Genomic DNA, 21,319 nt, shown 5'->3' with positions numbered 1-21,319 from the left:
ATACGGCTTTATTAAGTGTTGATTTCAATCCATAATTTGATAAGCAAACTCTTTTTAATTATGCATCAGGTGCGAACAATTATTTCCTGTGCTTTTCTGCTTTATTTTAAGGCATAAACCGCAAAAGAAGCAAGCCAATGGCCGCCGCCATAATTTTCCTTTGAAATAGTGGGAAGCGCCAATGCCAACATTTTATTTGCAGTTTCGGCAAACAGCTTTTTGTATCTGTGTCCTGAAGGTAAAGAAGCGGCGATGCCTTTCATGCACCATGCTCTTGTGAAATACAAACCATCCATATGTACAATCTGATAGTCACTGCGGTCACTCACTTTTGGCAGCAGACATAATTGACGTATGCTTCTTTCTTCATAGAATTGATTAAACCAGGTTACAAATTGCTTTTTGGTTAAAATACGGCGCATCAAATCGGCAACCTCAAGACTGGGCGAAAAGAAATCGCCGCCGTCAGGTTCCATATAAGCCGGAATGGCTTTGATATTTTTATAAAATTGCAGCGACTTTTGAATTACCATGTGTTCAAAAGCAGTATCCTTCACGGTTCTTGCCCAGTCCAGCGCAAAGACCATTGCAAAGGCTGTATTGGGATGAACGCCGGTTCTGTTGGGGTAATCCTGTTTTGGAATATAATTTTTCCAAAGGCTCAGTATCGTATCTGTTAATGGCTGCAATGCTTCATGCCAGCGCCTGGCATCAGGGTTATCCCATGTCAGTAGTTCTTCATCCAGCTTTAGCAGCCATGCCCAGCCATAAGTTCTTTCATAGTTCTTGCCAACAGTATATTTACTGAAATAAGCGGCCTCTTCTTTCGTCTTTTCAGGCTGAAAGGTGTTATTAAGCGTTGCTACAATCTGGTCTTTACTCTCCATATCCGGAAATGTTTTCAACAAACGAACCAGCATCCAATGCCCGTGCACTGAACTATGCCAGTCAAAGCAACCATAAAAAGCAGGATGTAATTGACTTGGTAGCAAAACTGCATCTGTAGCGCTGTCTGCCGAATGCGAAGTCTTATTCGGAAATTCCTGCGTAATACAATGCAGAGGCAAATGTGCTAATTTATCAGCAAGCGCCGCATCTAAAACAGGAGCCGTTTGTGCAGTCAGCTTAACAGATGTTAGTATTATCATACCAAGAATAGAAAAATAGATTTTTGTAAGCATCTTTTTGGGTAAAAATTAAAGAGTCTATAATTATAATAGTTTGTTTAAAAACGCATCGCAGTAAACAACAATTCCTAAAGATAATAAAAGAGATTGCTTTCAAAGATTCATGCTTATTCAAACACCGTTTTATATTGTCCGTAAACCATTAATTTTGAACAAACACTTACCGATAAGTTTCAGCCATGGATCAATCCGCTCATGCAGCATCTGTTTTTAATGAGCTTGCCAATAAATACCAGGACAGGTTCATGCATTTTGAGTTGTACAACGATACTTTTGATTTGTTTTGCGATAACATTCCCAAACCAAATGCTGAAATATTGGAGCTTGCCTGCGGCCCCGGCAACATCACGAAATATCTGCTAAGCAAACGACCTGATTTTAATATTTTAGGGACAGACTTAGCTCCTAATATGATTGAACTTGCCAAAGCCAATAATCCTTCTGCAATCTTTCAAATAATGGACTGTCGGGCAGTTTCCACGATTGATAAAAAATATGATAGCGTGATGATAGGCTTTTGCCTGCCTTATCTCGATAAAGAAGAAACAGAAAAGTTGATTGCAGATACATCAAAGATATTAAACGAAGGCGGTATAGTTTATTTAAGTACAATGGAAGCTCCGTATAGCAAATCAGGACCGGAAAAAAGCAGCGCAGGACACGAAATTTATATGCATTATTATATGGCTGACGATCTTGTTGTGATGCTTGAATCAAATGACTTTGAAATTATATCTCTGCAACGAAAAGACTTTTTGCAAAATGACGGCAGCACAACGAAAGATATTATCCTCATAGCAAAACGTTCCTATTAATATTGCAACATGGCTATAGAAATTGAAAGAAAGTTTCTGATAAATAAAGAAAAATGGAATGCTTTGCCAAAACCGGAAAGCAAATTCATAAGGCAGGGCTATATTACAACAGATGCTGAAAAGACCATCAGGGTAAGGATTACAGGCAACGAAGCCTATCTTACTATCAAAGGAAAAACGACCGGATTTTCAAGAACAGAAATTGAATGCACTATTCCTGCAACGACAGCAACCGAAATGCTGCAACAGTTTGCGATTACCGAAATAATTAAAGAACGATATCGGCTTCCTTACCAGCAACACATTTGGGAGGTCGATGTGTTTCATGGAAAGAACGAGGGACTTATTGTTGCAGAAATAGAGCTGGAAAATGAATCGGTTATTTTTGAAAAGCCTGACTGGGTTGCAGAAGAAGTGACGGATGATTCACGCTATTATAATTCCAACTTATCACTGAACCCTTTTCTTAACTGGTAATTTCAGAAGCTTATGGAAGCCCTTTTCAATCATATTCAAAGGTTCGTTACACTTAATCAATCCGACAAAGATTTACTGAATGATTTATTGCAGCAGAAAGAATATAGACGCAAAGAATTTTTATTGAAAGAAGGCCAGATCTGCAGTTCAAATTTCTTTGTGGTAAAAGGCTGCTTACGGATGTATTATGTGAATGAAAAAGGTGTGGAGCAAATTGCTTATTTCGGTATTGACAACTGGTGGTTGTGCGATTATAAAAGTTACGATATGCAGCAACCTTCCCAATATTATATTCAGGCTGTTGCGGCAACCGAAGTTATTATATGGGATAAACATAAAGAGGAAACCATATTAGCGCAAATACCGGCCATGGAGCGTTACTTCAGGATATTAATGCAGCGTAACTTAGCAGCCGCTCAACAACGCATTAAATACATCTTCGAATACTCGGGCACGGAACGTTATCTTCACTTTGTCGAAATGTTTCCTGACTTTGTACAAAAGGTGCCGCAATATATGTTAGCTTCCTATCTTGGCATCTCTGCCGAATTTGTAAGTAAAATAAGAGCAGGAAAAGTATAGCCCGGATTTCTTGAAGTAGTTCAAGTTTTTTGTGATAAAGGAGCATGACCTTTGTGTTATCAAAAAAACAAAAAACTATGCAGGAAAGAATCAATGTTTTCAAAACAGACGTAAACGCTTACCAGGCTATAATGGCATTGGAGAATTATATTGATACAACGCAAATCAATAAAACACACAGAGAGCTTATTAAAATCAGGGCATCACAAATCAACAAATGTGCTTATTGCCTGGACATGCATACGCACGATGCAAGAACCGGCGGTGAAACCGAGCAAAGAATTTATACATTGGATGCATGGCGCGAAACAACTTTCTTCACTGAAGAGGAAAGAGCAATTCTGGCTTTGACAGAAGAAGTAACCTTGATTACCAATGGCGGTGTTTCAAATGAAACATACGAAAACGCCGTTCGTGTTTTAGGCGAAAAATATTACGCAAGCGTATTAATGGCAATAGTTGCAATTAATGCATGGAACAGAATCGGTGTAACATCACACCTGAAATCTGCATTGAGAAAGGCTTAAAAGCAATTCGTTACGGAGTTAAAAAGGAAAAAGCAAGGACCTCAGTCCTTGCTTTATATCTTTTCAAAGTATTGTGTCGATTATTTTTTTGGTGCTTTCGCGTTTGCGATTTTAGTAGCGAAATCTTTACCTGCTTTGAATTTAGGTAATTTTCTTGCTTTGATTTTAATCACTTCACCTGTTTGAGGATTGCGACCATTACGCGCAGAACGTTGAGAAACTGAGAATGTACCGAAACCTACAAGCGTTACGTTTTCACCTTTTTTCAAAGTGTTTACTACTGCATTTGTAAAAGAATTCAACACTTCATTAGCCTGAACTTTAGTAAGGCCGGCATCTTTAGAAATTTGTTCAATTAATTCAGCTTTGTTCATAATCTGATATGTTTTTAAATATTGAAAAGCGATGTTACAAAAAGTTACTTGAAATTACAATGATTTTTTTATAAAAAAATAAAAATTTTTCTTCAAAACTCTAATACTGTAGCGACTTTTAGCTTTTTAAATCAATTTACAGTTCTTTTTTTCCTTAATAAATCTTACCAATTGTCATTATCCCAACCGGCAGCAAAAGGCATAATAGCAATACCTACGGAATAAGAAGGACGCAAATCCATTTTAAAATTGGAATAATAATTAGCGCCATCCTGAAGGTCATAATCACCTATCTTAACGTCGTATAAATTACGTGAACCAATTATAACCTGTGTTTTTATCTTCCATTCTATACCTGCAAAAAACCCAAGCTCAGCTTTGATATAAGGTCTTACTCCAAGGCGGCTGTATTTACTGAAATCGTCTGATATGCTTCCGAAACTCATAAACGGCATAGCACCGATACCCGCACGCAATGAAACTTTATCAGCCTGGTTATTGGTTGCTTCTCCGCCAAAAATATAATCGACACCAATAGGAAGCCCTACGAAGCCGTCTTTAATATCCATGGAAGCGGTGGATTGACCATTGAAGCTAAAATTATTCAGCGTAAAAGAATTATTGTTTCCGTAAAGGCCTACGCTTAAAGCAAGAATGCTGCTATGGCTTAATGCCGTCATAGGGAAATAAGTATTGACCCATGCACATGCACTTCTGTAAGAAAAATTTTGGGTATTGGATGTTCCTGAAACAACACCGGGATGAAAGGGATCGTAGTAGCGCTCAACAGAACTGGCGCTGCCTTTACCAAAGGTCAATCCTCCGCCTAACTCAAGACGTTGAAACCAGGTTACGCTTTTGCCGTTAGATCGTTTAACTGAAAGGTTGCCGAAGCTACGGCCGGTTTGAGCATTTACGGTATTTGTAGCTGCAGCCAAAATCACACTTGCAAGTGCGGCTTGCCTTAGAGCAGTAAAAATTTTATTCATGAAGAACGCCTTTATTTATAGATTGCATACAAATCTATCATTTTTATTTATTGTTGTCAATCTTTTGCAAAAAATTTTTATAAGAAAAAAGCAGCCTCATGGCTGCTTTGACAATATTTAACCGAATAATATTAAATTCCTCTTCTTTTAAGTTCCTTTTTTATAAGCCCAAGCTCACGGCCTGTCTGGCCTGCAACAGAAGTATTTTCCTGTGCGCGGCGCATTAAATAAGGCACAACATCTTTCACCGGGCCATAAGGTAAATACTTTGAAACATGGAAGCCGGCATCTGCAAGATTGAAAGTAATGTTATCGCTCATGCCGTATAACTGTGAAAAATAAACAGGAGCATTTCGTGGCTGTATTCCTTTCTGTTGCATCATTTCAGCGGCTTTCAGGCAACTGTTCTCATTATGGGTGCCGATGAAAACAGCAATCGTGTCAAGGTTATTGATACAATAAGTTACTGCGGTATCATAATCTTTGTCCGTACTTTCTTTATTGGGCTGAATCGGAGAAGCGTAACCTTGTTCTTCTGCACGTTTGCGTTCTTTTTCCATATAAGCGCCGCGTACCAGTTTTGCTCCCAATGTATAACCCAGCTGCATTGCTTTATTATGCGAAGTTTTCAGGAAATCCAAACGGTCATGCCTGTACATCTGAAAGGTATTGAATACAACTAAAGCCTTTTTATTATAACAAGCCATCATAAAATCTGCCAGGTCATCCACCGGCTTTTGAATCCAGCTTTCTTCGGCATCAATTAAAATCATGCTTTTGCAACGTGCCGCTGCCTCACAAATGCGGTCAATTCTTTTTTCAACCCTTGCCCATTCCGCCTTCTCGGCTTCATTCAAAGATTCTCCTCTGTGTATTTTTTCCAGCAAAGAAAAGCGGGCAAAGCCTGTAACTTTAATAGGAATAAAGGGAATATTATTTTGTGTAGCCGCAAATTCAATTGCTTTGATAAACTCAGGCACAGCATGATCAAATTCCGCTTCCGATTCTTTACCTTCCACACTATAATCCAAAGCAACATCAACGCCGAATTTACCAAGTGTTGCAGAAGTTACGGCAGCTTCTTCAATAGTTTCGCCACCGCAAAATTGCTGAAAGATAGTCTTCTTCACAATGCCTTTGATAGGAAGATTCACGCTCATCGCCCATTGGGTAAGCTTCATTCCTGTTTTGGACAAGAATGGAGAACTCATAGATGAGAAAAGAAAATTGGCTCTTTTAAGTTCTTTATTATTGCGGTAACGGAATGCTATTTCAGTATTGTCAAAAGATAAAGGCATATGGTCTGGAGGAAAAATTGTTTGCAAAGATAATAAAGTCAAAAACCAAATTGAAAATTAAAAACCTGAAATAAGATGAAATCCGTCCAAAACAACACCGGGCTGCTATTTTATAGCAGCCCGGTGTTTAATATTAATTTTATCTGATATTAACCCTTTGTTTTAACAACAGCAGGTTGTAATACCGCATTAAAACTATTCTTGCCATCAAACAATTTATTAGCTGTGGCTTTAATATCTGAAACAGTAATTTTATTCAGTTCTGTTTCAAAGTTCAGGAATCTGTCTTTGCTTTCGTTCCAGAACAGCAATTGCTCCAGCTTATTGTTCCAGTAAGTATTGGTTTTGATATTCTCTTTGCGTTTTTCTACAATAGCCAGTTTCACTTTATCAAGATCTTTCTGGCTCGGGCCATTCTTTTTAAGGTCTTCAATTTCCTTGTTCGCTTCTTTCATAATTGGGTCTACGTTTTCAGGTCCGCAAGGGAAATAACCTGATAAGCTGTAATGTGCATAAGGATATTGTTCGAACTGGCCTTGGAACCCGCCACCATAAATAGCGCCCATCTTTTCACGAACATTTTCAATTACAGAGATAGATAGAATATCGGCAATCATTTGAGTTTGCAAAGCAAGGCTTTCAGTATAAGGCAGTTCACCGCGGTTCATCATCAGCACCAGGCTTTTTTGCTCTTCGCCTTTGTTAAATACCAATGAATTATTTCCTGAAATCGGACGCAGCCCGTTGTCTTTCATTGTAGGTTGTGACCCATTGGCAGGAAGGCTTGCGATGTATTTTTCCAACAAAGGACGAATCGTGCTTTCATCTATGTTTCCAACAATAAAGAAATGTAAGCCATCTGCATTGCTGAATTCGTTTTTGTAAATATCTACTACGCGATTCATATCAATCTTGTCAACATCCTGCACTGTAGGCACCTGAATTGGTGTCAACGGATCATTGTGATATACCGTTTTCAGCATGGTATCAATAAATGCAATCTGAGGGTTCTGGCTAAGAAATTGCAGTTGCGTTTTTTGTGTATTTATAAATCCTTTGAACAAATCTTCATCGGTACGTGGTGATGTCAATTGTAAATAAGTCAATTGCAACAAAGACTCAAAATCTTTTACTGAAGAATTACCTTTTATTTCATTATAAATATCATCCATTTCCGGAACAAGACTAACCGTTTTACCGGATAACAAATCTTCCAGTTGAGTCGGCGTGAAATTGCCGTAACCCATTGCTTCGATTACATCAGGCAGGAATTTGGTATTGCTTTTATCGGCAGCGCCATAATTATTATAACCGCCTTTCTTTACAGCTTCCAAAGTGATTTCATCGCTTTTGAAATCTGTCTTTTTGATAGTTACTTTTACGCCATTGCTCAATGTAAATGTAGTAGCGCCCAATTCTTTGTCTGTCGCTTCAGAAACAATCTTTCCGGCTACAGGCTCTTTATCCAGGATAGAGGTCGCAACTTTTTTCTCTTCATTGGCATTTACTTTTTGCTGGAAGGCATTGTCAACCATTTCCTTTAATTCAATGTCAGTAGGAACCGGCATTTTCTTAGCATCCGGACCGGTGATTAAAGCAAAATATTTATCGTAATTGCCTTTGTTCAACCATTTTTTTGCCTCTGCATTTACCTCATTGATGGTAATGGTAGGCAACATTGTTTTTACATAGTTGTATTCATTTTCAATTCCGGGAATAGGTTCTTTAGTAAGGAAATTTCTTATATACTCATCTACCAGACGTGAAGAAGGTGTTTTGTCACGCTCATTATAGCTCTTTTCAACGCTGCTCTGGAATTGCTTTTTCACGATTTCAAGTTCAGAATTATTGAAGCCGTATGTTTCAGCTTTAACCAATTCTCCTACAATAGCATTAACTGAAGTCTGGATATCATCAGCCGGCATGCCGAATACGCCAAAGCTTTCATAGCCTCTTAAAAAAGAATTTGCAAAAGTAGAAGCAAAAGAGAACGGAGGGGTTGCAGATTGAGTCAACTCTTGTAAACGACGGTTCAAAACCTGCGTAAACAGTGTTTGAATCAAATTGCTGCGGTAATCATCCAATGTTATTCTTACGGTTTCTTTTTTAACAGGGAAGAATAACTGGAATGCATAGTTTGTTGCTTCCTTATCTGTCAGTACCATAGCGGAAGCTTCAGGATAAGTCGGGACTTCAAATGCATTACGCTTACGTTCATTGGCAGGATTGGTCATGCCGCCAAAATGCTTTTTAATCAATGCTTCCGCTTCCGGAACCGTAATATCACCAACTACGGCAACCGCCATCAAATCAGGGCGGTACCAGTCATGATAAAAAGCACGGATAGCTTCCGGCTTAAAAGTTCTTAAAATACTGTCGATACCGATTGGCAAACGATTGGCATAATGAGAACCTGCAAATAATTTCGGAAGATATTTTTTAGACATCCTGTCATCCGCGCCTTTACCAAGGCGGCTCTCTTCCAATACTACATTACGTTCGTCATTAATATCCTGCTCCGTTAAGTTGGCATTATGTGCCCAATCTTCAATAACCTGAAAGCCGCTTTCCAGATTGCCGGGCTTATCCGTAGGAATAGGAAGGATGAATACTGTTTCATCAAAACTTGTATAAGCATTTAAGTCAGCGCCAAATTCAACACCGATGCTTTGCAGGAAGTCAACCAGTTTATTCTTCGGAAAATTTTTGGTCCCGTTAAAGTTCATGTGTTCCATGAAGTGCGCCAGACCTTGTTGATTATCGTTTTCAAGAATAGAACCTGCGTTCAGGATCAAACGGAGTTCCACTTTCTTTTCCGGCTTGCTGTTAGGCCTGATATAATAGGTCAGCCCGTTAGGCAGCTTGCCGATTTTGGTTTTGGGATCAACAGGCAATTTCTCTGTTTTGCTTGTTTGTGCCGAAACAACGTATGCACTGAAAGTTGCGCTTGTAAACAGACAAGCCAGCGCAGCTTTCGACAAAAAGTTTTTAAACATTTTATTTAGAATTTTAGGGATAAGTAATTTGAATTTCACTCGGAATACGGACGTACTTTAAGATTATTTCTATTGCAAACGTAGGATTATATCAAACGCTGCAAATCAAAATTTCGACATATCACGATATATTTTCGACGTAGCCTAACATTTGCCTGTCAAGAAAGATAACCCGGCTTTCCTGGGGTCTTAAAAGTAAAAAGGGTTTCAGAAAAAAGAATAACCCTAAAAGGGGTAGATTGAATAAGAGTAATCAAACAGGCCTATTTGCCCATAAAGGCTTTTGCCATGCGTTGAATAGTTACATCCATACTCCGGTACTGAAAATCAGGAAAAGCTGTCAGGAACTTTTCATTACTGTAAAAACATTTGGCCTGTGCGGCTCTGGCAGAATCTTTGGTGATGGTGGCTTCTTTATTGGCCAGCCGGCTTTTAAACAATTCTGCGCGCCAGACGATTTCCGTCATCAACGGGCTTGCTTCACGATAAGGCGCTCTTGTATTTAAGGCTTCCGCCATTTTTGTAAAAATATCCTTATACGAAAAGTTGCCGCAGCTTATAATAAATCTTTCGTCCGAAATGTCGCTATCCATAAGCAAAACCATTGCAGCAGCAACATCTTTCGCATCCACCCATCCATTAACGCCCAGCGTGTACCAGGGAAATTCTTTTGCAACAATTTGTATGAGCTTTGCAGAGCTTCTTTCCCAATCTCCTTCACCTAAAATAAGGCTTGGATTTACAATGACGGCATTCAGCCCTTCGGCCATAGCGCGCCATACTTCCATCTCCGAAAGATATTTACTTTCGGCATAAGCAGAATTTGTCTTACTTTCTTCCCAATGCGTTTCTTCGTTGATAGAAGCTTCGCCGTTGTACAATACCCTTCCCAATGCGGCTACAGAACTTACATGCACCAGTTTTTCAATTCCGGCTTCCAAAGCGGCATTCGCTACGTTCGCAGTAGCAGCTACATTTTCTTCAATCATTCTTTTTTTGAAAGCAGGATCAAAAGAAACGATGGCCGCACAATGATAGACGTGTGTGATGCCTTTCATGCAATCTTCTACCGCAAAAGGATCAAGCAAATCACATTGTCTGAAAGAAACGTTGGGGAAAGAAACATCAGGAACATGCTTGTTGTACAAGGCCAATACCGGCAAGGGCTGTTGTGCCAATGCCTGAAGCAAATGCAGTCCTAAAAATCCACTGGCGCCTGTAACAAGTATCAAAGAAGGTAATGGTGTTTATATTGTATCGGGATGAAACAATATTGGTTAGTTTATCTACTGGAATTGAACTTTTTTATCCGATAATCACGCAGTAGCTGAATGATTCGTTTTTGTTTTTACTGGTGTCAAAGCGGATTTGGTTTGCTTATTTTTCTTTTTTGCAAAATATTCTGATAAGGCTGCCTCTTCTTCTTTAGTTAAAGCACCAAGGCCTCCTATAAAATCTGTTTCTGATATCTGTTTTTTCATCTCATTTAATTTTTAAAATAACGTCCAATAAGCTTTAATGCTGCTCTTGTTTCGATAATCATAACACGTCCTCCAAAATGAATTGCACCCAATGTCTTTTCATAATGTTGTACGAGCTGCGATTTCGACAGAAAAGAAACATTGCCATCATTTCCACGTTGAAAGGAAAGTCTGCATGCAAATGCTACGAGGTTTCCTGCCACACCTGTATACATTTTTATCTTCCCTTTGTTGAAAGGAGCATTTTCAACCAAATGCATATAAACGTGGTCTGATTTTACTTCCAATGAAATCAATCCTTGAATTATATGAGCATTACCTGCTATTGTCAATTTGTAAACTTCTCTTTCGGGCTGTTGATATTCAAATTTCCAATTGAACAACCAACTATTCTTTTTTGTAATATTTTTTAAATCGGAAGCAGATATAACTGAAACTTCTGTTTGAAAACTATCACCTGTAATAACATTTTCAATAGAATTAGTAAGCTTATCAATAAAAAAGTCAAGGCCTTTAAGATGCTGTTTTTTCACTAAACAAATTTACGAAAAATATAGAGTGTCAACAAATTGAGGTATTGAACAATCAAGTTATTAAATGTTATCTAAACAAAACAAAATAACAAAAAAAGTGTCATCAATGACACTACGTATGAACTAAGTCTTAACCGTAAATTGCTTTAAGAATCTCACATCATTCTGAGAGTATAACCTAAGGTCATTTACCTGATACCTTATTTGTGTTATACGTTCCACACCCATTCCAAAAGCAAATCCGGTATATTTCTCAGGATCAATATTAAAATTGCGCAACAAATCGGGATGTACCATGCCGCAACCTAAAATCTCTACCCAACCCGTATGCTTGCATAAGCTGCAGCCACTGCCGCCACATACCGTACAGCTGATATCCATTTCCGCACTTGGCTCTGTGAACGGGAAGTAAGAAGGACGGAAGCGCACCTTTGTGCCTTCGCCAAACATTTCTGTTACGAACGCATAAAGCGTTTGTTTCAGGTCGGCAAAGGAAACATTTTCATCAATATAAAGACCTTCGCATTGATGGAAAAAGCAATGCGCTCTTGCACTGATGGTTTCATTACGGTAAACACGTCCCGGACAAATTACACGGACAGGTAAATTGCCTTCTTCCAACACACGTGCCTGTACCGAAGATGTATGTGTACGTAATAGCCAATCAGGATTCTGAGATACATAGAAAGTATCCTGCATATCGCGTGCGGTATGATCTTCGGGCATGTTCAGCGAGGTGAAATTATGCCAGTCATCCTCTATTTCAGGCCCTTCTGCCACACCAAAACCAAGGCGTTCAAATATTTCAACAATTTTGTTTTCAACAATACGCAAAGGATGGCGCGTACCTAAAGGAACATTGCTTCCCGGAAGGCTGAGATCTATTTTCTTACTATTACCATTGCCGCCTTGCTGCAAATGACTATATTTTTCATAATGCGCTTCGGCAAATTGCTTGAAGGCATTCAGTACCTGGCCGGCTTCTTTTTTATTCTCCGCCGCCACGTCTTTCATGCCGCCAAACACCTCTTTTACCAAGCCTTTGGTGCCAAGGTATTTTATTCTGTATGCTTCCAGCTCCTCTTTCGTAGCCGGAACAATGGTATTTATTTCCTGGGTTAACGCTTCTATGCGCGTCTTCAACGATTCCATAAGCTTGCAAAGATAAGTTTCCGGAAGGAGAAAGGAAACCTTGCCCTAAAATTATAAGGAGCAAATAAGCGTACTCCCTGTGAAATGACTGATTTTGTAGCGGAAAAACAGAACAGATTATGGCAAAGCAGCTAAAAAGCTGTATGGAAACAATAATTTTTTCCTGACAGCGTACCAAAAATTATTGCAAATAAAATGCCTGCCGATAAGGGACAGAATCCGGTAATGCTGATTACGCGTATTATATCATGTTTTCAACCAGCGCATCTGCTTTTTCCAATATCTGAGCTATCTGCTTTTGTTTAAGTTCTTTGTACTTTTTATAAGAAAGATGCCACATTAATAAAGAATAAAGGAAAACGCCTCCCACAAACTTTAGCCAGAAGAACAGAAAAGATGTATTGAGAAATGTTTGTGAAAAAGACTGTATACTGAATTTGGTGCTTAATACAATCTTAAAAAGCTTAATGATTACCGTAAGCAAAGTAGCCCATACAAATGTATTCAGCAATATATATTGCCATTTTCCTTTTCCCCGAGTCGTCTCCCAGTCGTAAATATATTTTTCTTCGCGGGCTAACATGGATTTTTATGATAAATGAAGAGGGAATAAAAAATATTTGGTCATAATATTAATGCCAAAACATGGGTTTTGTTTAAAATAAAGAGAGAAAAATTACTTTAATATGTATCTCGGCCGCCGCTTTTATTTATTCTTTACATAAAAATGAGATATGTTGTTCTTCCCGGAGGGGCGCTCCTCAATTTCTATGCCCGGAATGGTTTTAATGAGGTCCAATAGCTTTTTATGGCCGAAATTTCTGGAATCGAAATCGGGCTGCTTCTTTAAAATAAGATTGCCCAGAACTCCCAGAAAAACCCAACCGTCTTCCTCGGCAAGATCAGAGATAGAGCCTGTAATCAGCTTGTGCAAGCTTGTAAATTCATCGTCCTGCTTTTTTGCTTTTTTAGCGCGTTTCACCGGTTTGACCACTTCTTCTACAACCGGAACTTCCTTCTGCAGGATTTCTATATAAATGAATTTGTTACAAGCTGCTATAAAAGATTTCGGCGTTTTCCTTTCGCCCATGCCAAAAACCTGTTTGCCTGCTTCACGCAGCCTGGTGGCTAATCTTGTAAAATCGCTGTCGCTTGAAATAATACAGAATCCATCCACATTTCCGGTATAAAGAATATCCATTGCATCAATAATCAAAGCAGAATCCGTAGCATTTTTTCCGGAAGTATAAGCATATTGCTGAATAGGTGTGATGGCAGATTCCAGCAATACGGTTTTCCAGCCCGATAAAGTAGGCTTGGTCCAGTCGCCGTAAATTCTCTTAAAAGTAGGCGTGCCGTACTTAGCAATTTCTGCAAGCATTCCTTTTATGTTGGAATAAGGAACATTGTCTGCATCAATCAATACAGCAAGTTTTAGGTCTTTTGTGCTTTCCATATTATAAGAGAATATTTAAGGACTTCATTATCAGCAAATACAAATGTAATCAAACATAAAGAGGATTAAAAGGTTGTTGCCGGACTGTTTTACCATACTGCAATTCTTTTTCCAATATGGGGCGGTGAATGTTTCGTACTTTTGCGCCAATGCAACCAAATTATGACCTGGACCAGATTCTGGCCAACCTCAATATTGAAGCCCTGAATGAAATGCAGGAAGCTTCCATTACAACGAACGAAGAAAACACGAATGTGGTGCTGTTGTCAGCAACGGGTTCCGGAAAAACACTTGCTTTCCTGCTACCTATACTCAATACAATAGATAATGAAAGCAAGGATACACAGGCTTTAATCGTTGTTCCCTCCAGGGAGCTGGCGATGCAAATTGAAAAAGTTTTTAAACAATTAGGAACGGGCCATAAAGTGACTTGCTGCTATGGCGGCCACAAACGTGAGATTGAAGAAAACAACTTGATTCAGCCACCGGCTTTGATTGTGGGAACGCCCGGCAGGATTGCAGATCATATCCGCCGCGAAAATATTAAGACTAAAGCCATTAAAACTTTGGTGCTGGATGAGTTCGATAAATCGCTGGAATTAGGTTTCCAGGATGAAATGTCTGAAATAATAGAAGCATTGCCGGCATTGGAAAAGAGAATCCTGACTTCGGCTACAGATGCGGTGTCGATTCCTGAATTTGTAGGTCTGGAAAATGAAACGACTTTAAATTTTCTTTCTGAAGAAGATAAGCTGAATAATAGCCTTGCTATCAGGAAGGTGATATCGGATGATAAAGATAAGTTGAATGTGTTGTTCAACCTTGTTTGTTATTTGGGTAATCGTTCCACTATTATTTTCTGCAATCATCGCGAGTCTGTGGAACGCACCAGTCATTTGCTTTGGGAAAAGGGCGTTACCAATGAGTTTTATCACGGAGCCATGGAACAAAGGGACAGAGACAGTGCACTTTGTAAATTCAGAAATGGTACTACCAATATTCTCGTAACCACAGACCTTGCAGCCCGCGGGCTGGACATTCCGAACATCCGCTATATTATTCATTATCATTTGCCATTGACTGAAGATGTCTATACGCACCGTAACGGACGTACGGCAAGGATGGAGGCAAGCGGAACGGCCATTCTTATTCTTTCGCCGGACGAGAAAATGCCGGAATATATTAAAGAAGATATTGAAGAAATAAAACTGGAACTTGGCACTTACGAAGTTCCTGAAAAGCCGAAATGGACAACCTTGTATTTACCGCATGGCAAGAAAGACAAAGTAAACAAGATTGACATCGTAGGGTTTCTTACCAATAAAGCAGAATTGAAAAAAGAAGATATCGGATTGATTGAGGTAAAAGATTTCTTCTCTTTTGTAGCAGTAAGAAAAACGAAGGTGAATCATGCTTTACACCTTGTAAAGGAAGAAAGGATAAAGGGAAAGAAAGCAAAGGTGGAAGTGGCGAAATAAAATCAGAAAACCCGGATCAGTAACGATTCGGGTTTTCTGTTTGGTTAAATTAATTTTAATGACTTATGATGAAATTTTTAATCAGAATTTCATTTTCATCCCCTATTCTCAAAGAATATATTCCGTTGGCAAGATGGCTGACGTCAATACCGGTATTATTTTGACCGTCAATTGTTTTTGTCAGAACCAGTTGCCCCGCTGCATTATAGATATAAACAGCCGATGTGTTTTCTGTCCGGATATTTAAAATCGTATTCACCGGATTGGGGTAGATAGAAACAGATTGTTTAGTGTTTATAAAGGCTGAAACCAGGTTGCTGTAATGTACTTTCCCATTCTTTTCGGTTTGTTTTAAACGATAATAGTTGATTCCATTATCAGGTTGCTTATCTGTGAAGCTGTATTCCGTTCTAACGGTTCCAAATCCGTAATTGCTTTTTACAACTCCTGTTGTATTGAATTTTTTTGCGTCCATGCTTCTTTCAATAATGAAATCCATATGTTCTTTGTCAGAGTCGGCACTCCATTGGAGCAACACTTCGTTTCCGTCAGTTTTACAGGTCAGTATGTTATCAATACCAAGTGGAATACCTACTGACAATATGAATGGATAACTAAATGTGCCGACCGGCAAATTATTGGCGGAATCGAAAATATTCACAATTATTGGCGGCACAGATGTCATAGAAGTAAGCATTCCCGTAATTACTCCTGTCTGGGGATTTAAGGAAAGTCCTTCCGGAAGTTGTGAAGTTGTTGTGTATTGAAAGTCAGAAGGCAAAGGCAAGCTATTCGTATCGCTAACAATAATATCACTGTTATAAGGCTGACCCAAATAAGCCGTATCAGGGAAGTGCCTTGTGAAACCAATGATGTGGATATTTATAGTTTTCCGTTCTGAGGATTCAAGACAGCCGTTACGGGTAGTGCCTGTATAAAAAGAGAGCATTGTTCCGCTTTGGGCTTCGGTAGTAGTTGTTGGTCCTGCAGACATTACATTTCCATTTACAGGAGCATCATAAAACACAACATTATCGCCCGTTGCAATTGCCGTTGCATTCAAGGTATAAGTTTGACCTGCGTACACGTAAATATTCTTTTGGGAAGATGTAAGCAAAACGCCTGCATTTTTTCTGTCCATCTCGTAAATCCGGATGCCTGAAAAAGCATTTGCAACACCACCTACCATGATTTCGGCTTTATCAAAAGCGACAGTAGGAACAGCGCTCATCTGCATAATGTTCCCGACAGGGTTCAAGAGTCTCAGGCTTAAGATTGCTGGATTATTGGTTATGGTTTGAGCCAGGGTTTCGCCGTTATAAAGCCTGATTGTAAAACCTGTTAAAGCACCGACCGTAAGTAAGTTTCCGCTTATATCCTGCAATGCAAGCTGAAGGGTATCTCCGATTTTGGAAACGGTATTAAACATAGTTGTATGGTACACTTCATTCAAAACATCTATTCCTGTTTTGAGTTCCGCATAGGTGCTCATGTCATTATCAACTGCAGCCCAGGGATTGCTGACGCTGGCGGTTGTGCTTAAAACCCCCAATATTGTAACAGGCATTATACCCGACATAACATCTATCCTGTCGTTACAAAGAGTATTACCTGTTGCAGGAACCTTTACATATGCATGATAAACACCTGCGCTGTTGGCAAGAAGTGCGGTAGCCGATACCCTGACGCGGATGCCTTGAAAAGCCACGTTCGGCGTGATGGTTATTTCATTTGACCCGTTTCCTGAAAGTAATGATAACAGATTGTTGCCTGAAACTGCGGTGCCGACATTTGTATAAATCCAGGAGCCGCCGGATTGCTGCAAACCTGTTATTGCCTGAATTTCAATTTTATTCATTAATCCTAATATCGTTGACGGCATTTCGACTTTTACTGTAATAGGTGTATTGGCCGAAATCATAGTGGCGTAAGTTGAAACAGATGCCGGATTAGGATTAAAGTCCAGGATTTGCTCCACATACCGGTTGTCAAGGCCTATGTAGATGGATTGGTTGAGTGAAGAATGTGTTGCCGGATCTCCGTCAGTTGCCATAGACGCATTCGAAACGCCACCTCCGGAGGATATTTTTACAGCTTGTCTCGTTGCATAAGATCTGATAGTTTGTGCGGCTGTATTGTTAATGCTGAAACAGCAGATTAAGAAAATAACGCACATTGTAAATGTGAGTATTGGTCGGATGTAAAAAATGAGTGTTTTCATAAAAAAATAGTTTAGTTAATTCAAAACTACATCGCGTGTATTGTTTTAACATAATCATAACCACTAATTTACGCTTGGTGAAAACACTAATTTTTGATTTATTATTAGAAAAAATGATAAATAATGTTAATAGGTATAAAATAAAAAGCTATCATAATCATAATAAAGAATAGAATAATTGAATATTTCTCTCAAAGCAAAAGGCTCAAAGCAATTATTTGCTTTGAGCCTTTTATTTATAAAATCAGAGATCGCAGTTAATCTTTAAACCGCAATCTTTTACCCATTACACTATCATTTACTTTTCCATCTGAATAAGCAATATGTCCGCTGACAATTGTTTTTGAAATACTCATGGGGAAAGTTTTTCCTTCCAGAGGCGACCAGCCGCATTTGTAAAGAATATTACTTTTAGCAACAGTGTAAGTTTCATTCGGATCTATTAAAACCATGTCGGCCCAATAGCCTTCGCGCAAATAACCGCGCTCTTCAATATTAAAACATTGAGCGGGTGCATGGCACATTTTTTCAATCACTTTTTCAATTGTAATGCGGCCTTCTTTTACGTAATCCAGCATCATCATTAAAGAATGTTGTACCAATGGAAGGCCGGAGGGCGCTTTTCCATAAGGCTGTTGTTTTTCTTCCCAGGTATGCGGTGCATGATCTGTTGCAATAATATCCAATCTGTCGTCGAGCAACGCTTTCCAGAGGGCCTCTTTATGATGCGGCGCTTTGATGGCAGGATTACACTGAATCAATGTGCCTAACGCAGCATAATCATCAGCCGTAAAATGCAGGTGGTGCACGCATACTTCGTTAGTAATACGTTTATCTTTTAAAGGAAACATATTGGTAAACAACTGCAGTTCGCGTTCTGTAGAAATGTGAAGGATGTGCAGGCGCGTATCATGCTGCTTTGCTAGCTGAACCGCAGAAAAGGAAGATTCAAAACAGGCTTCCTCATTGCGTATCAGCGGATGGTAAGAAGCGTTGTCGGCATCGGCATATTTCTCTTTATTGGCTTTAATGATTCTTTCGTCCTCGCAATGGGTTGCAATCAGCATTTCTGTTTCGGAGAAAATGGTATTGAGCGTAACATAATTATCTACCAGCATATTGCCGGTACTGCTTCCCATAAAAATTTTTATGCCGCAAACGTCCTTTTTCTTTGCATTGGTTTTCAGTACTTCTTCCACATTATCATTCGCTACGCCCATAAAAAAAGAATAGTTAGCTACAGATGTTTCCGCGGCACGGCTATACTTTTGTTCCAGCAATTCCTGTGTCGTTGCAGGAGGATTGGTGTTGGGCATTTCCATAAAAGAGGTGGTGCCTCCGGCCACAGCAGCCCTTGCTTCAGAACCTATAGTTGCTTTATGCGTCAATCCCGGTTCCCTGAAATGCACCTGATCGTCTATTACTCCGGGAATAAGGTATTTTCCTTCGGCATTAATTTCAATGCAATTTTCATTAGTCTCAATTCCACTTGCAATTTTCTCAATTCTTCCGGCCTTGATAAGAACGTCTGATTGCCATTGTTTTCCTTCATTTACAAGTGTTGCATTCTTAATCAATATGGGTTGCTGCATGTGCTTAATTTTTTAATTATTGGAGATTCCTGCAAAGGTAGGGTTAGGAATTTTCTAAACAATTGCATTTTTGGCCCGATTTTTGATAGTATAATAGTAAGAAAATGTTTTAACCAAAAATTGAATTTTATGAAATACGTAAAACGCTTAACAACATCAGTATTACTATTATCTGGCAATTTTGTATTTGCCCAAACGACATCGGTTTCCGGTTCTTCGGATATTGATTCCAAACAAATCCGTTTTGGTGTATATGTTGCACCGACCATGTCCTGGATGAAACCCACCACGGCAAAAACCGGAGATGGCTCCTATGCTCCTAAAAGCAACGGAAGCAAAATAGGCTTTACCTACGGGGTAATGGCCGAGTACAGATTTGCAGATAATTATGCTATCGTAACGGGGCTGCAGGTAAATATGACCGGAGGAAAAATTATTTCGGATTACCAGGGAACGGCAACAACCAAGGTAGTGACGCACAGTGATTTTAATTACAGGCTTAACTATCTTGAAGTACCCGCAGCCTTAAAATTACGTACGGATATCATTGCCGGGTTCCGTTTCTTTGGTCAGTTAGGTATTACAACCGGATTCAATATTGCTAAAAAAGGAACTTATACGGTTGATTATACAGATGATATGGGAAACAAAAAAACAGCAACGGGCAACAATGAAAAAATAAAAGGTACGCTTGCCATTGCACCTGTAATGTTTTCGATGAACATCGGGGCAGGCTTGGAATATCCTTTGAATCAAAAACTGGCTGCTTATGGTGGTATCTTTTTTAATAATGGCTTTGCACCTGATGCAACCAATCCCGGCAAATATGATATGGCTTATGACCTGCCCTTTCAGGATGCCAATACAAGGTTAAATAATTTTGCGTTGAGGATTGGGTTGTTTTTCTAACAACTATTCATCCTGGGAAATTCGCTGATAAAGGGTGTAACGTTATATTACAACAATTGCACCTTCACATTCATGTAACAGTACTTTAGGAATTTATAGGGAAGCAGAAACCAAGGTTTCTGCTTTTATTTGCGTCTTTATTTCTTTGCTGAACCCGTATGCCGCTTCAGGCAAGGCTTTCAGATTTTCATACCGCTTAGGAACCAATTGATAACAACTGATAAAACAAACATTATGATGATGAGAAAACTAATGACGCCATTAATGATATTGGCAATGGCTATCGGCTTTGGCGCCTGCAGCGATGATAAAGATCCTGCTCCGGCCAATGAAAACAAGTCTATTGCTTCTTTGTACCAGTCATTAAAGGAAACGCCACAGGGATTTACAGTCAACGCGGGCTCCTGGCAAAGCATCACCGGCGCAAGGGGTACTATTATCAGGTTCAATCCGCAATCATTTAAAGACGCTTCAGGAAATATAATAACTTCCGGTACGGTTGATATTACTTTGACAGAGGCTTACACGCCCGGACAAATGTTGCTGAACAATGTAACGACAGAAACAGATTCGCATGAATTGCTTGGCAGTGGCGGTTGCGTAAATATAACAGCCAAAGTAAACAACCATGAAGTATTTGCAAACAATTACAGCATTTCTTTTAAACAGCCGGGCGCCAATGAGCAGTCTATGGCGCTTTTTAACGGCATCGCCTCCACAGATCCTTTGAGTGGAACTATATGGTCAAGCGATTCAAGCAATACCGTTCCCCGTGCAACGAAAGATTCCTTGAGCAACCCTACTTTCTATTATGCATTTGATTCCTGCCTCAATTTTAACTGGATAAATTGCGATCATTTTATTTCTTCTCCGGATCCGAAGTCTGATGTAAAGGTGACATTGCCTGATTCCTCTTATAATGTTGCGAACACGCGGGTTTTCATTATTTTTCCTGACCTGAATATGGTAACCGGCTTGTCGCATTATGATGCAGCAACAAGCACCTTCAGCTTAGGTTATCCAAGTTACTTCCTGCCTGTCGGCACCAATATTAAAGTGGTGGTATTGAGCGCAAGGAACAATGCTTACTATTTTGACCTGAAAGAAAACATTACGGTAAGCAACAATATTTCTATTACGACAAATCCTGCAATGCAACAATCTGTAAGCGCCATACAGAGTGTGCTGCTTAACTTATAGTGTATGAAAAAGCTGTTTTTGCAGCATAGAGCCTCTTTCCAGAGGCTCTATT

20 protein-coding genes are annotated in these 21,319 nt (G+C 39.3%); 7 read left to right on the top strand and 13 right to left on the bottom strand.

All coding sequences use genetic code 11. The features are described from left to right. Positions 1 to 101 precede the first annotated feature (101 nt). Positions 102 to 1,148, bottom strand: a complete 1,047-nt coding sequence (locus tag F0919_RS14265; protein WP_150033588.1) for a DUF2891 domain-containing protein — start codon at positions 1,146 to 1,148, stop codon at positions 102 to 104. Positions 1,149 to 1,366: 218 nt separating this feature from the next. Between F0919_RS14265 and F0919_RS14260 the strand changes: the two genes are divergently transcribed. The 4 genes from F0919_RS14260 (at position 1,367) to F0919_RS14245 (ending at position 3,588) form a co-directional block, all read left to right on the top strand. Next, positions 1,367 to 2,002, top strand: a complete 636-nt coding sequence (locus F0919_RS14260; RefSeq protein ID WP_150033442.1) for a class I SAM-dependent methyltransferase — start codon at positions 1,367 to 1,369, stop codon at positions 2,000 to 2,002. Positions 2,003 to 2,011: 9 nt separating this feature from the next. Beyond that, the gene (locus tag F0919_RS14255) at positions 2,012 to 2,479 is read left to right on the top strand and encodes a CYTH domain-containing protein (RefSeq protein ID WP_150033441.1); all 468 of its coding nucleotides are present in this window, start codon (positions 2,012 to 2,014) and stop codon (positions 2,477 to 2,479) included. Positions 2,480 to 2,491: 12 nt separating this feature from the next. Further along, the gene (locus F0919_RS14250) at positions 2,492 to 3,061 is read left to right on the top strand and encodes a Crp/Fnr family transcriptional regulator (RefSeq protein ID WP_150033440.1); all 570 of its coding nucleotides are present in this window, start codon (positions 2,492 to 2,494) and stop codon (positions 3,059 to 3,061) included. Positions 3,062 to 3,138: 77 nt separating this feature from the next. Continuing rightward, a complete protein-coding gene (locus F0919_RS14245) occupies positions 3,139 to 3,588 on the top strand; it encodes a carboxymuconolactone decarboxylase family protein (RefSeq protein WP_150033439.1) in 450 nt (149 codons plus the stop codon). A gap of 80 nt (positions 3,589 to 3,668) precedes the next feature. On the opposite strand, the gene F0919_RS14240 is transcribed toward F0919_RS14245, so the two are convergent. From F0919_RS14240 to F0919_RS14200, 10 genes are all read right to left on the bottom strand, one after another. Next, positions 3,669 to 3,962, bottom strand: coding sequence for an HU family DNA-binding protein (locus tag F0919_RS14240; RefSeq protein WP_150033438.1), 294 nt, complete (start codon positions 3,960 to 3,962; stop codon positions 3,669 to 3,671). Positions 3,963 to 4,126: 164 nt separating this feature from the next. Then, a complete protein-coding gene (locus F0919_RS14235; protein WP_150033437.1) occupies positions 4,127 to 4,951 on the bottom strand; it encodes a hypothetical protein in 825 nt (274 codons plus the stop codon). A gap of 131 nt (positions 4,952 to 5,082) precedes the next feature. Beyond that, positions 5,083 to 6,249 carry a proline dehydrogenase family protein gene (locus tag F0919_RS14230; protein ID WP_150033436.1) on the bottom strand — a complete coding sequence of 389 codons (1,167 nt, stop codon included), beginning with the start codon at positions 6,247 to 6,249 and terminating at the stop codon, positions 5,083 to 5,085. Between the two features lie 149 nt (positions 6,250 to 6,398). Beyond that, positions 6,399 to 9,245: a M16 family metallopeptidase gene (locus tag F0919_RS14225; RefSeq protein WP_150033435.1), complete on the bottom strand. Its 2,847-nt coding sequence runs from the start codon at positions 9,243 to 9,245 to the stop codon at positions 6,399 to 6,401. Between the two features lie 263 nt (positions 9,246 to 9,508). Then, positions 9,509 to 10,477, bottom strand: coding sequence for an NAD-dependent epimerase/dehydratase family protein (locus F0919_RS14220; RefSeq protein WP_150033434.1), 969 nt, complete (start codon positions 10,475 to 10,477; stop codon positions 9,509 to 9,511). 84 nt (positions 10,478 to 10,561) lie between these two features. Beyond that, on the bottom strand, positions 10,562 to 10,726 hold the full coding sequence (locus F0919_RS18465) for a hypothetical protein (RefSeq protein ID WP_190277396.1): 165 nt from the start codon (positions 10,724 to 10,726) through the stop codon (positions 10,562 to 10,564). 5 nt (positions 10,727 to 10,731) lie between these two features. Next, positions 10,732 to 11,259: a hypothetical protein gene (locus F0919_RS14215; protein ID WP_150033433.1), complete on the bottom strand. Its 528-nt coding sequence runs from the start codon at positions 11,257 to 11,259 to the stop codon at positions 10,732 to 10,734. Between the two features lie 123 nt (positions 11,260 to 11,382). Then, positions 11,383 to 12,411 carry a phenylalanine--tRNA ligase subunit alpha gene (gene pheS, locus F0919_RS14210; protein ID WP_150033432.1) on the bottom strand — a complete coding sequence of 343 codons (1,029 nt, stop codon included), beginning with the start codon at positions 12,409 to 12,411 and terminating at the stop codon, positions 11,383 to 11,385. Positions 12,412 to 12,652: 241 nt separating this feature from the next. After that, complete coding sequence (locus F0919_RS14205) at positions 12,653 to 12,994, bottom strand: hypothetical protein (protein ID WP_150033431.1); 342 nt, start codon at positions 12,992 to 12,994, stop codon at positions 12,653 to 12,655. 123 nt (positions 12,995 to 13,117) lie between these two features. Continuing rightward, positions 13,118 to 13,867, bottom strand: a complete 750-nt coding sequence (locus tag F0919_RS14200) for an NYN domain-containing protein (protein ID WP_150033430.1) — start codon at positions 13,865 to 13,867, stop codon at positions 13,118 to 13,120. A gap of 128 nt (positions 13,868 to 13,995) precedes the next feature. On the opposite strand from F0919_RS14200, the gene F0919_RS14195 reads away from it, so the two are divergent. Continuing rightward, positions 13,996 to 15,345: a DEAD/DEAH box helicase gene (locus F0919_RS14195; protein ID WP_235903513.1), complete on the top strand. Its 1,350-nt coding sequence runs from the start codon at positions 13,996 to 13,998 to the stop codon at positions 15,343 to 15,345. Positions 15,346 to 15,400: 55 nt separating this feature from the next. Here F0919_RS14195 and F0919_RS14190 read toward each other — a convergent pair whose 3' ends face one another. Beyond that, the gene (locus F0919_RS14190) at positions 15,401 to 17,566 is read right to left on the bottom strand and encodes a T9SS type A sorting domain-containing protein (RefSeq protein WP_150033429.1); all 2,166 of its coding nucleotides are present in this window, start codon (positions 17,564 to 17,566) and stop codon (positions 15,401 to 15,403) included. 257 nt (positions 17,567 to 17,823) lie between these two features. Beyond that, the gene (locus F0919_RS14185) at positions 17,824 to 19,158 is read right to left on the bottom strand and encodes a dihydroorotase (protein ID WP_150033428.1); all 1,335 of its coding nucleotides are present in this window, start codon (positions 19,156 to 19,158) and stop codon (positions 17,824 to 17,826) included. Between the two features lie 129 nt (positions 19,159 to 19,287). On the opposite strand from F0919_RS14185, the gene F0919_RS14180 reads away from it, so the two are divergent. Further along, entirely contained in the window at positions 19,288 to 20,067 is a 780-nt protein-coding gene (locus F0919_RS14180) for a porin family protein (RefSeq protein WP_150033427.1), read from the top strand. Between the two features lie 234 nt (positions 20,068 to 20,301). Beyond that, the gene (locus F0919_RS14175) at positions 20,302 to 21,267 is read left to right on the top strand and encodes a hypothetical protein (protein ID WP_150033426.1); all 966 of its coding nucleotides are present in this window, start codon (positions 20,302 to 20,304) and stop codon (positions 21,265 to 21,267) included. Positions 21,268 to 21,319 lie beyond the last annotated feature (52 nt).

It is taken from the genome of Taibaiella lutea, assembly GCF_008629695.1.
Classification (GTDB): Bacteria; Bacteroidota; Bacteroidia; order Chitinophagales; family Chitinophagaceae; genus Taibaiella; species Taibaiella lutea.
This window is presented reverse-complemented; position numbering and strand designations above follow the sequence as displayed.

What these genes read in the sequence shown, in the direction of transcription:
- F0919_RS14265 (WP_150033588.1), bottom strand. Translation starts at nt 1,148, where the DNA reads ATGATAATACTAACATCTGTTAAGCTGACTGCACAAACGGCTCCTGTT.
- F0919_RS14235 (WP_150033437.1), bottom strand. Translation starts at nt 4,951, where the DNA reads ATGAATAAAATTTTTACTGCTCTAAGGCAAGCCGCACTTGCAAGTGTG.
- F0919_RS14240 (WP_150033438.1), bottom strand. Translation starts at nt 3,962, where the DNA reads ATGAACAAAGCTGAATTAATTGAACAAATTTCTAAAGATGCCGGCCTT.
- F0919_RS14175 (WP_150033426.1), top strand. Translation starts at nt 20,302, where the DNA reads ATGATGATGAGAAAACTAATGACGCCATTAATGATATTGGCAATGGCT.
- F0919_RS14230 (WP_150033436.1), bottom strand. Translation starts at nt 6,249, where the DNA reads ATGCCTTTATCTTTTGACAATACTGAAATAGCATTCCGTTACCGCAAT.
- F0919_RS14245 (WP_150033439.1), top strand. Translation starts at nt 3,139, where the DNA reads ATGCAGGAAAGAATCAATGTTTTCAAAACAGACGTAAACGCTTACCAG.
- F0919_RS14185 (WP_150033428.1), bottom strand. Translation starts at nt 19,158, where the DNA reads ATGCAGCAACCCATATTGATTAAGAATGCAACACTTGTAAATGAAGGA.
- F0919_RS14260 (WP_150033442.1), top strand. Translation starts at nt 1,367, where the DNA reads ATGGATCAATCCGCTCATGCAGCATCTGTTTTTAATGAGCTTGCCAAT.
- F0919_RS14225 (WP_150033435.1), bottom strand. Translation starts at nt 9,245, where the DNA reads ATGTTTAAAAACTTTTTGTCGAAAGCTGCGCTGGCTTGTCTGTTTACA.
- F0919_RS14250 (WP_150033440.1), top strand. Translation starts at nt 2,492, where the DNA reads ATGGAAGCCCTTTTCAATCATATTCAAAGGTTCGTTACACTTAATCAA.
- F0919_RS14195 (WP_235903513.1), top strand. Translation starts at nt 13,996, where the DNA reads ATGTTTCGTACTTTTGCGCCAATGCAACCAAATTATGACCTGGACCAG.
- F0919_RS14205 (WP_150033431.1), bottom strand. Translation starts at nt 12,994, where the DNA reads ATGTTAGCCCGCGAAGAAAAATATATTTACGACTGGGAGACGACTCGG.
- F0919_RS14180 (WP_150033427.1), top strand. Translation starts at nt 19,288, where the DNA reads ATGAAATACGTAAAACGCTTAACAACATCAGTATTACTATTATCTGGC.
- F0919_RS14200 (WP_150033430.1), bottom strand. Translation starts at nt 13,867, where the DNA reads ATGGAAAGCACAAAAGACCTAAAACTTGCTGTATTGATTGATGCAGAC.
- F0919_RS14255 (WP_150033441.1), top strand. Translation starts at nt 2,012, where the DNA reads ATGGCTATAGAAATTGAAAGAAAGTTTCTGATAAATAAAGAAAAATGG.
- pheS (WP_150033432.1), bottom strand. Translation starts at nt 12,411, where the DNA reads ATGGAATCGTTGAAGACGCGCATAGAAGCGTTAACCCAGGAAATAAAT.
- F0919_RS14190 (WP_150033429.1), bottom strand. Translation starts at nt 17,566, where the DNA reads ATGAAAACACTCATTTTTTACATCCGACCAATACTCACATTTACAATG.
- F0919_RS18465 (WP_190277396.1), bottom strand. Translation starts at nt 10,726, where the DNA reads ATGAAAAAACAGATATCAGAAACAGATTTTATAGGAGGCCTTGGTGCT.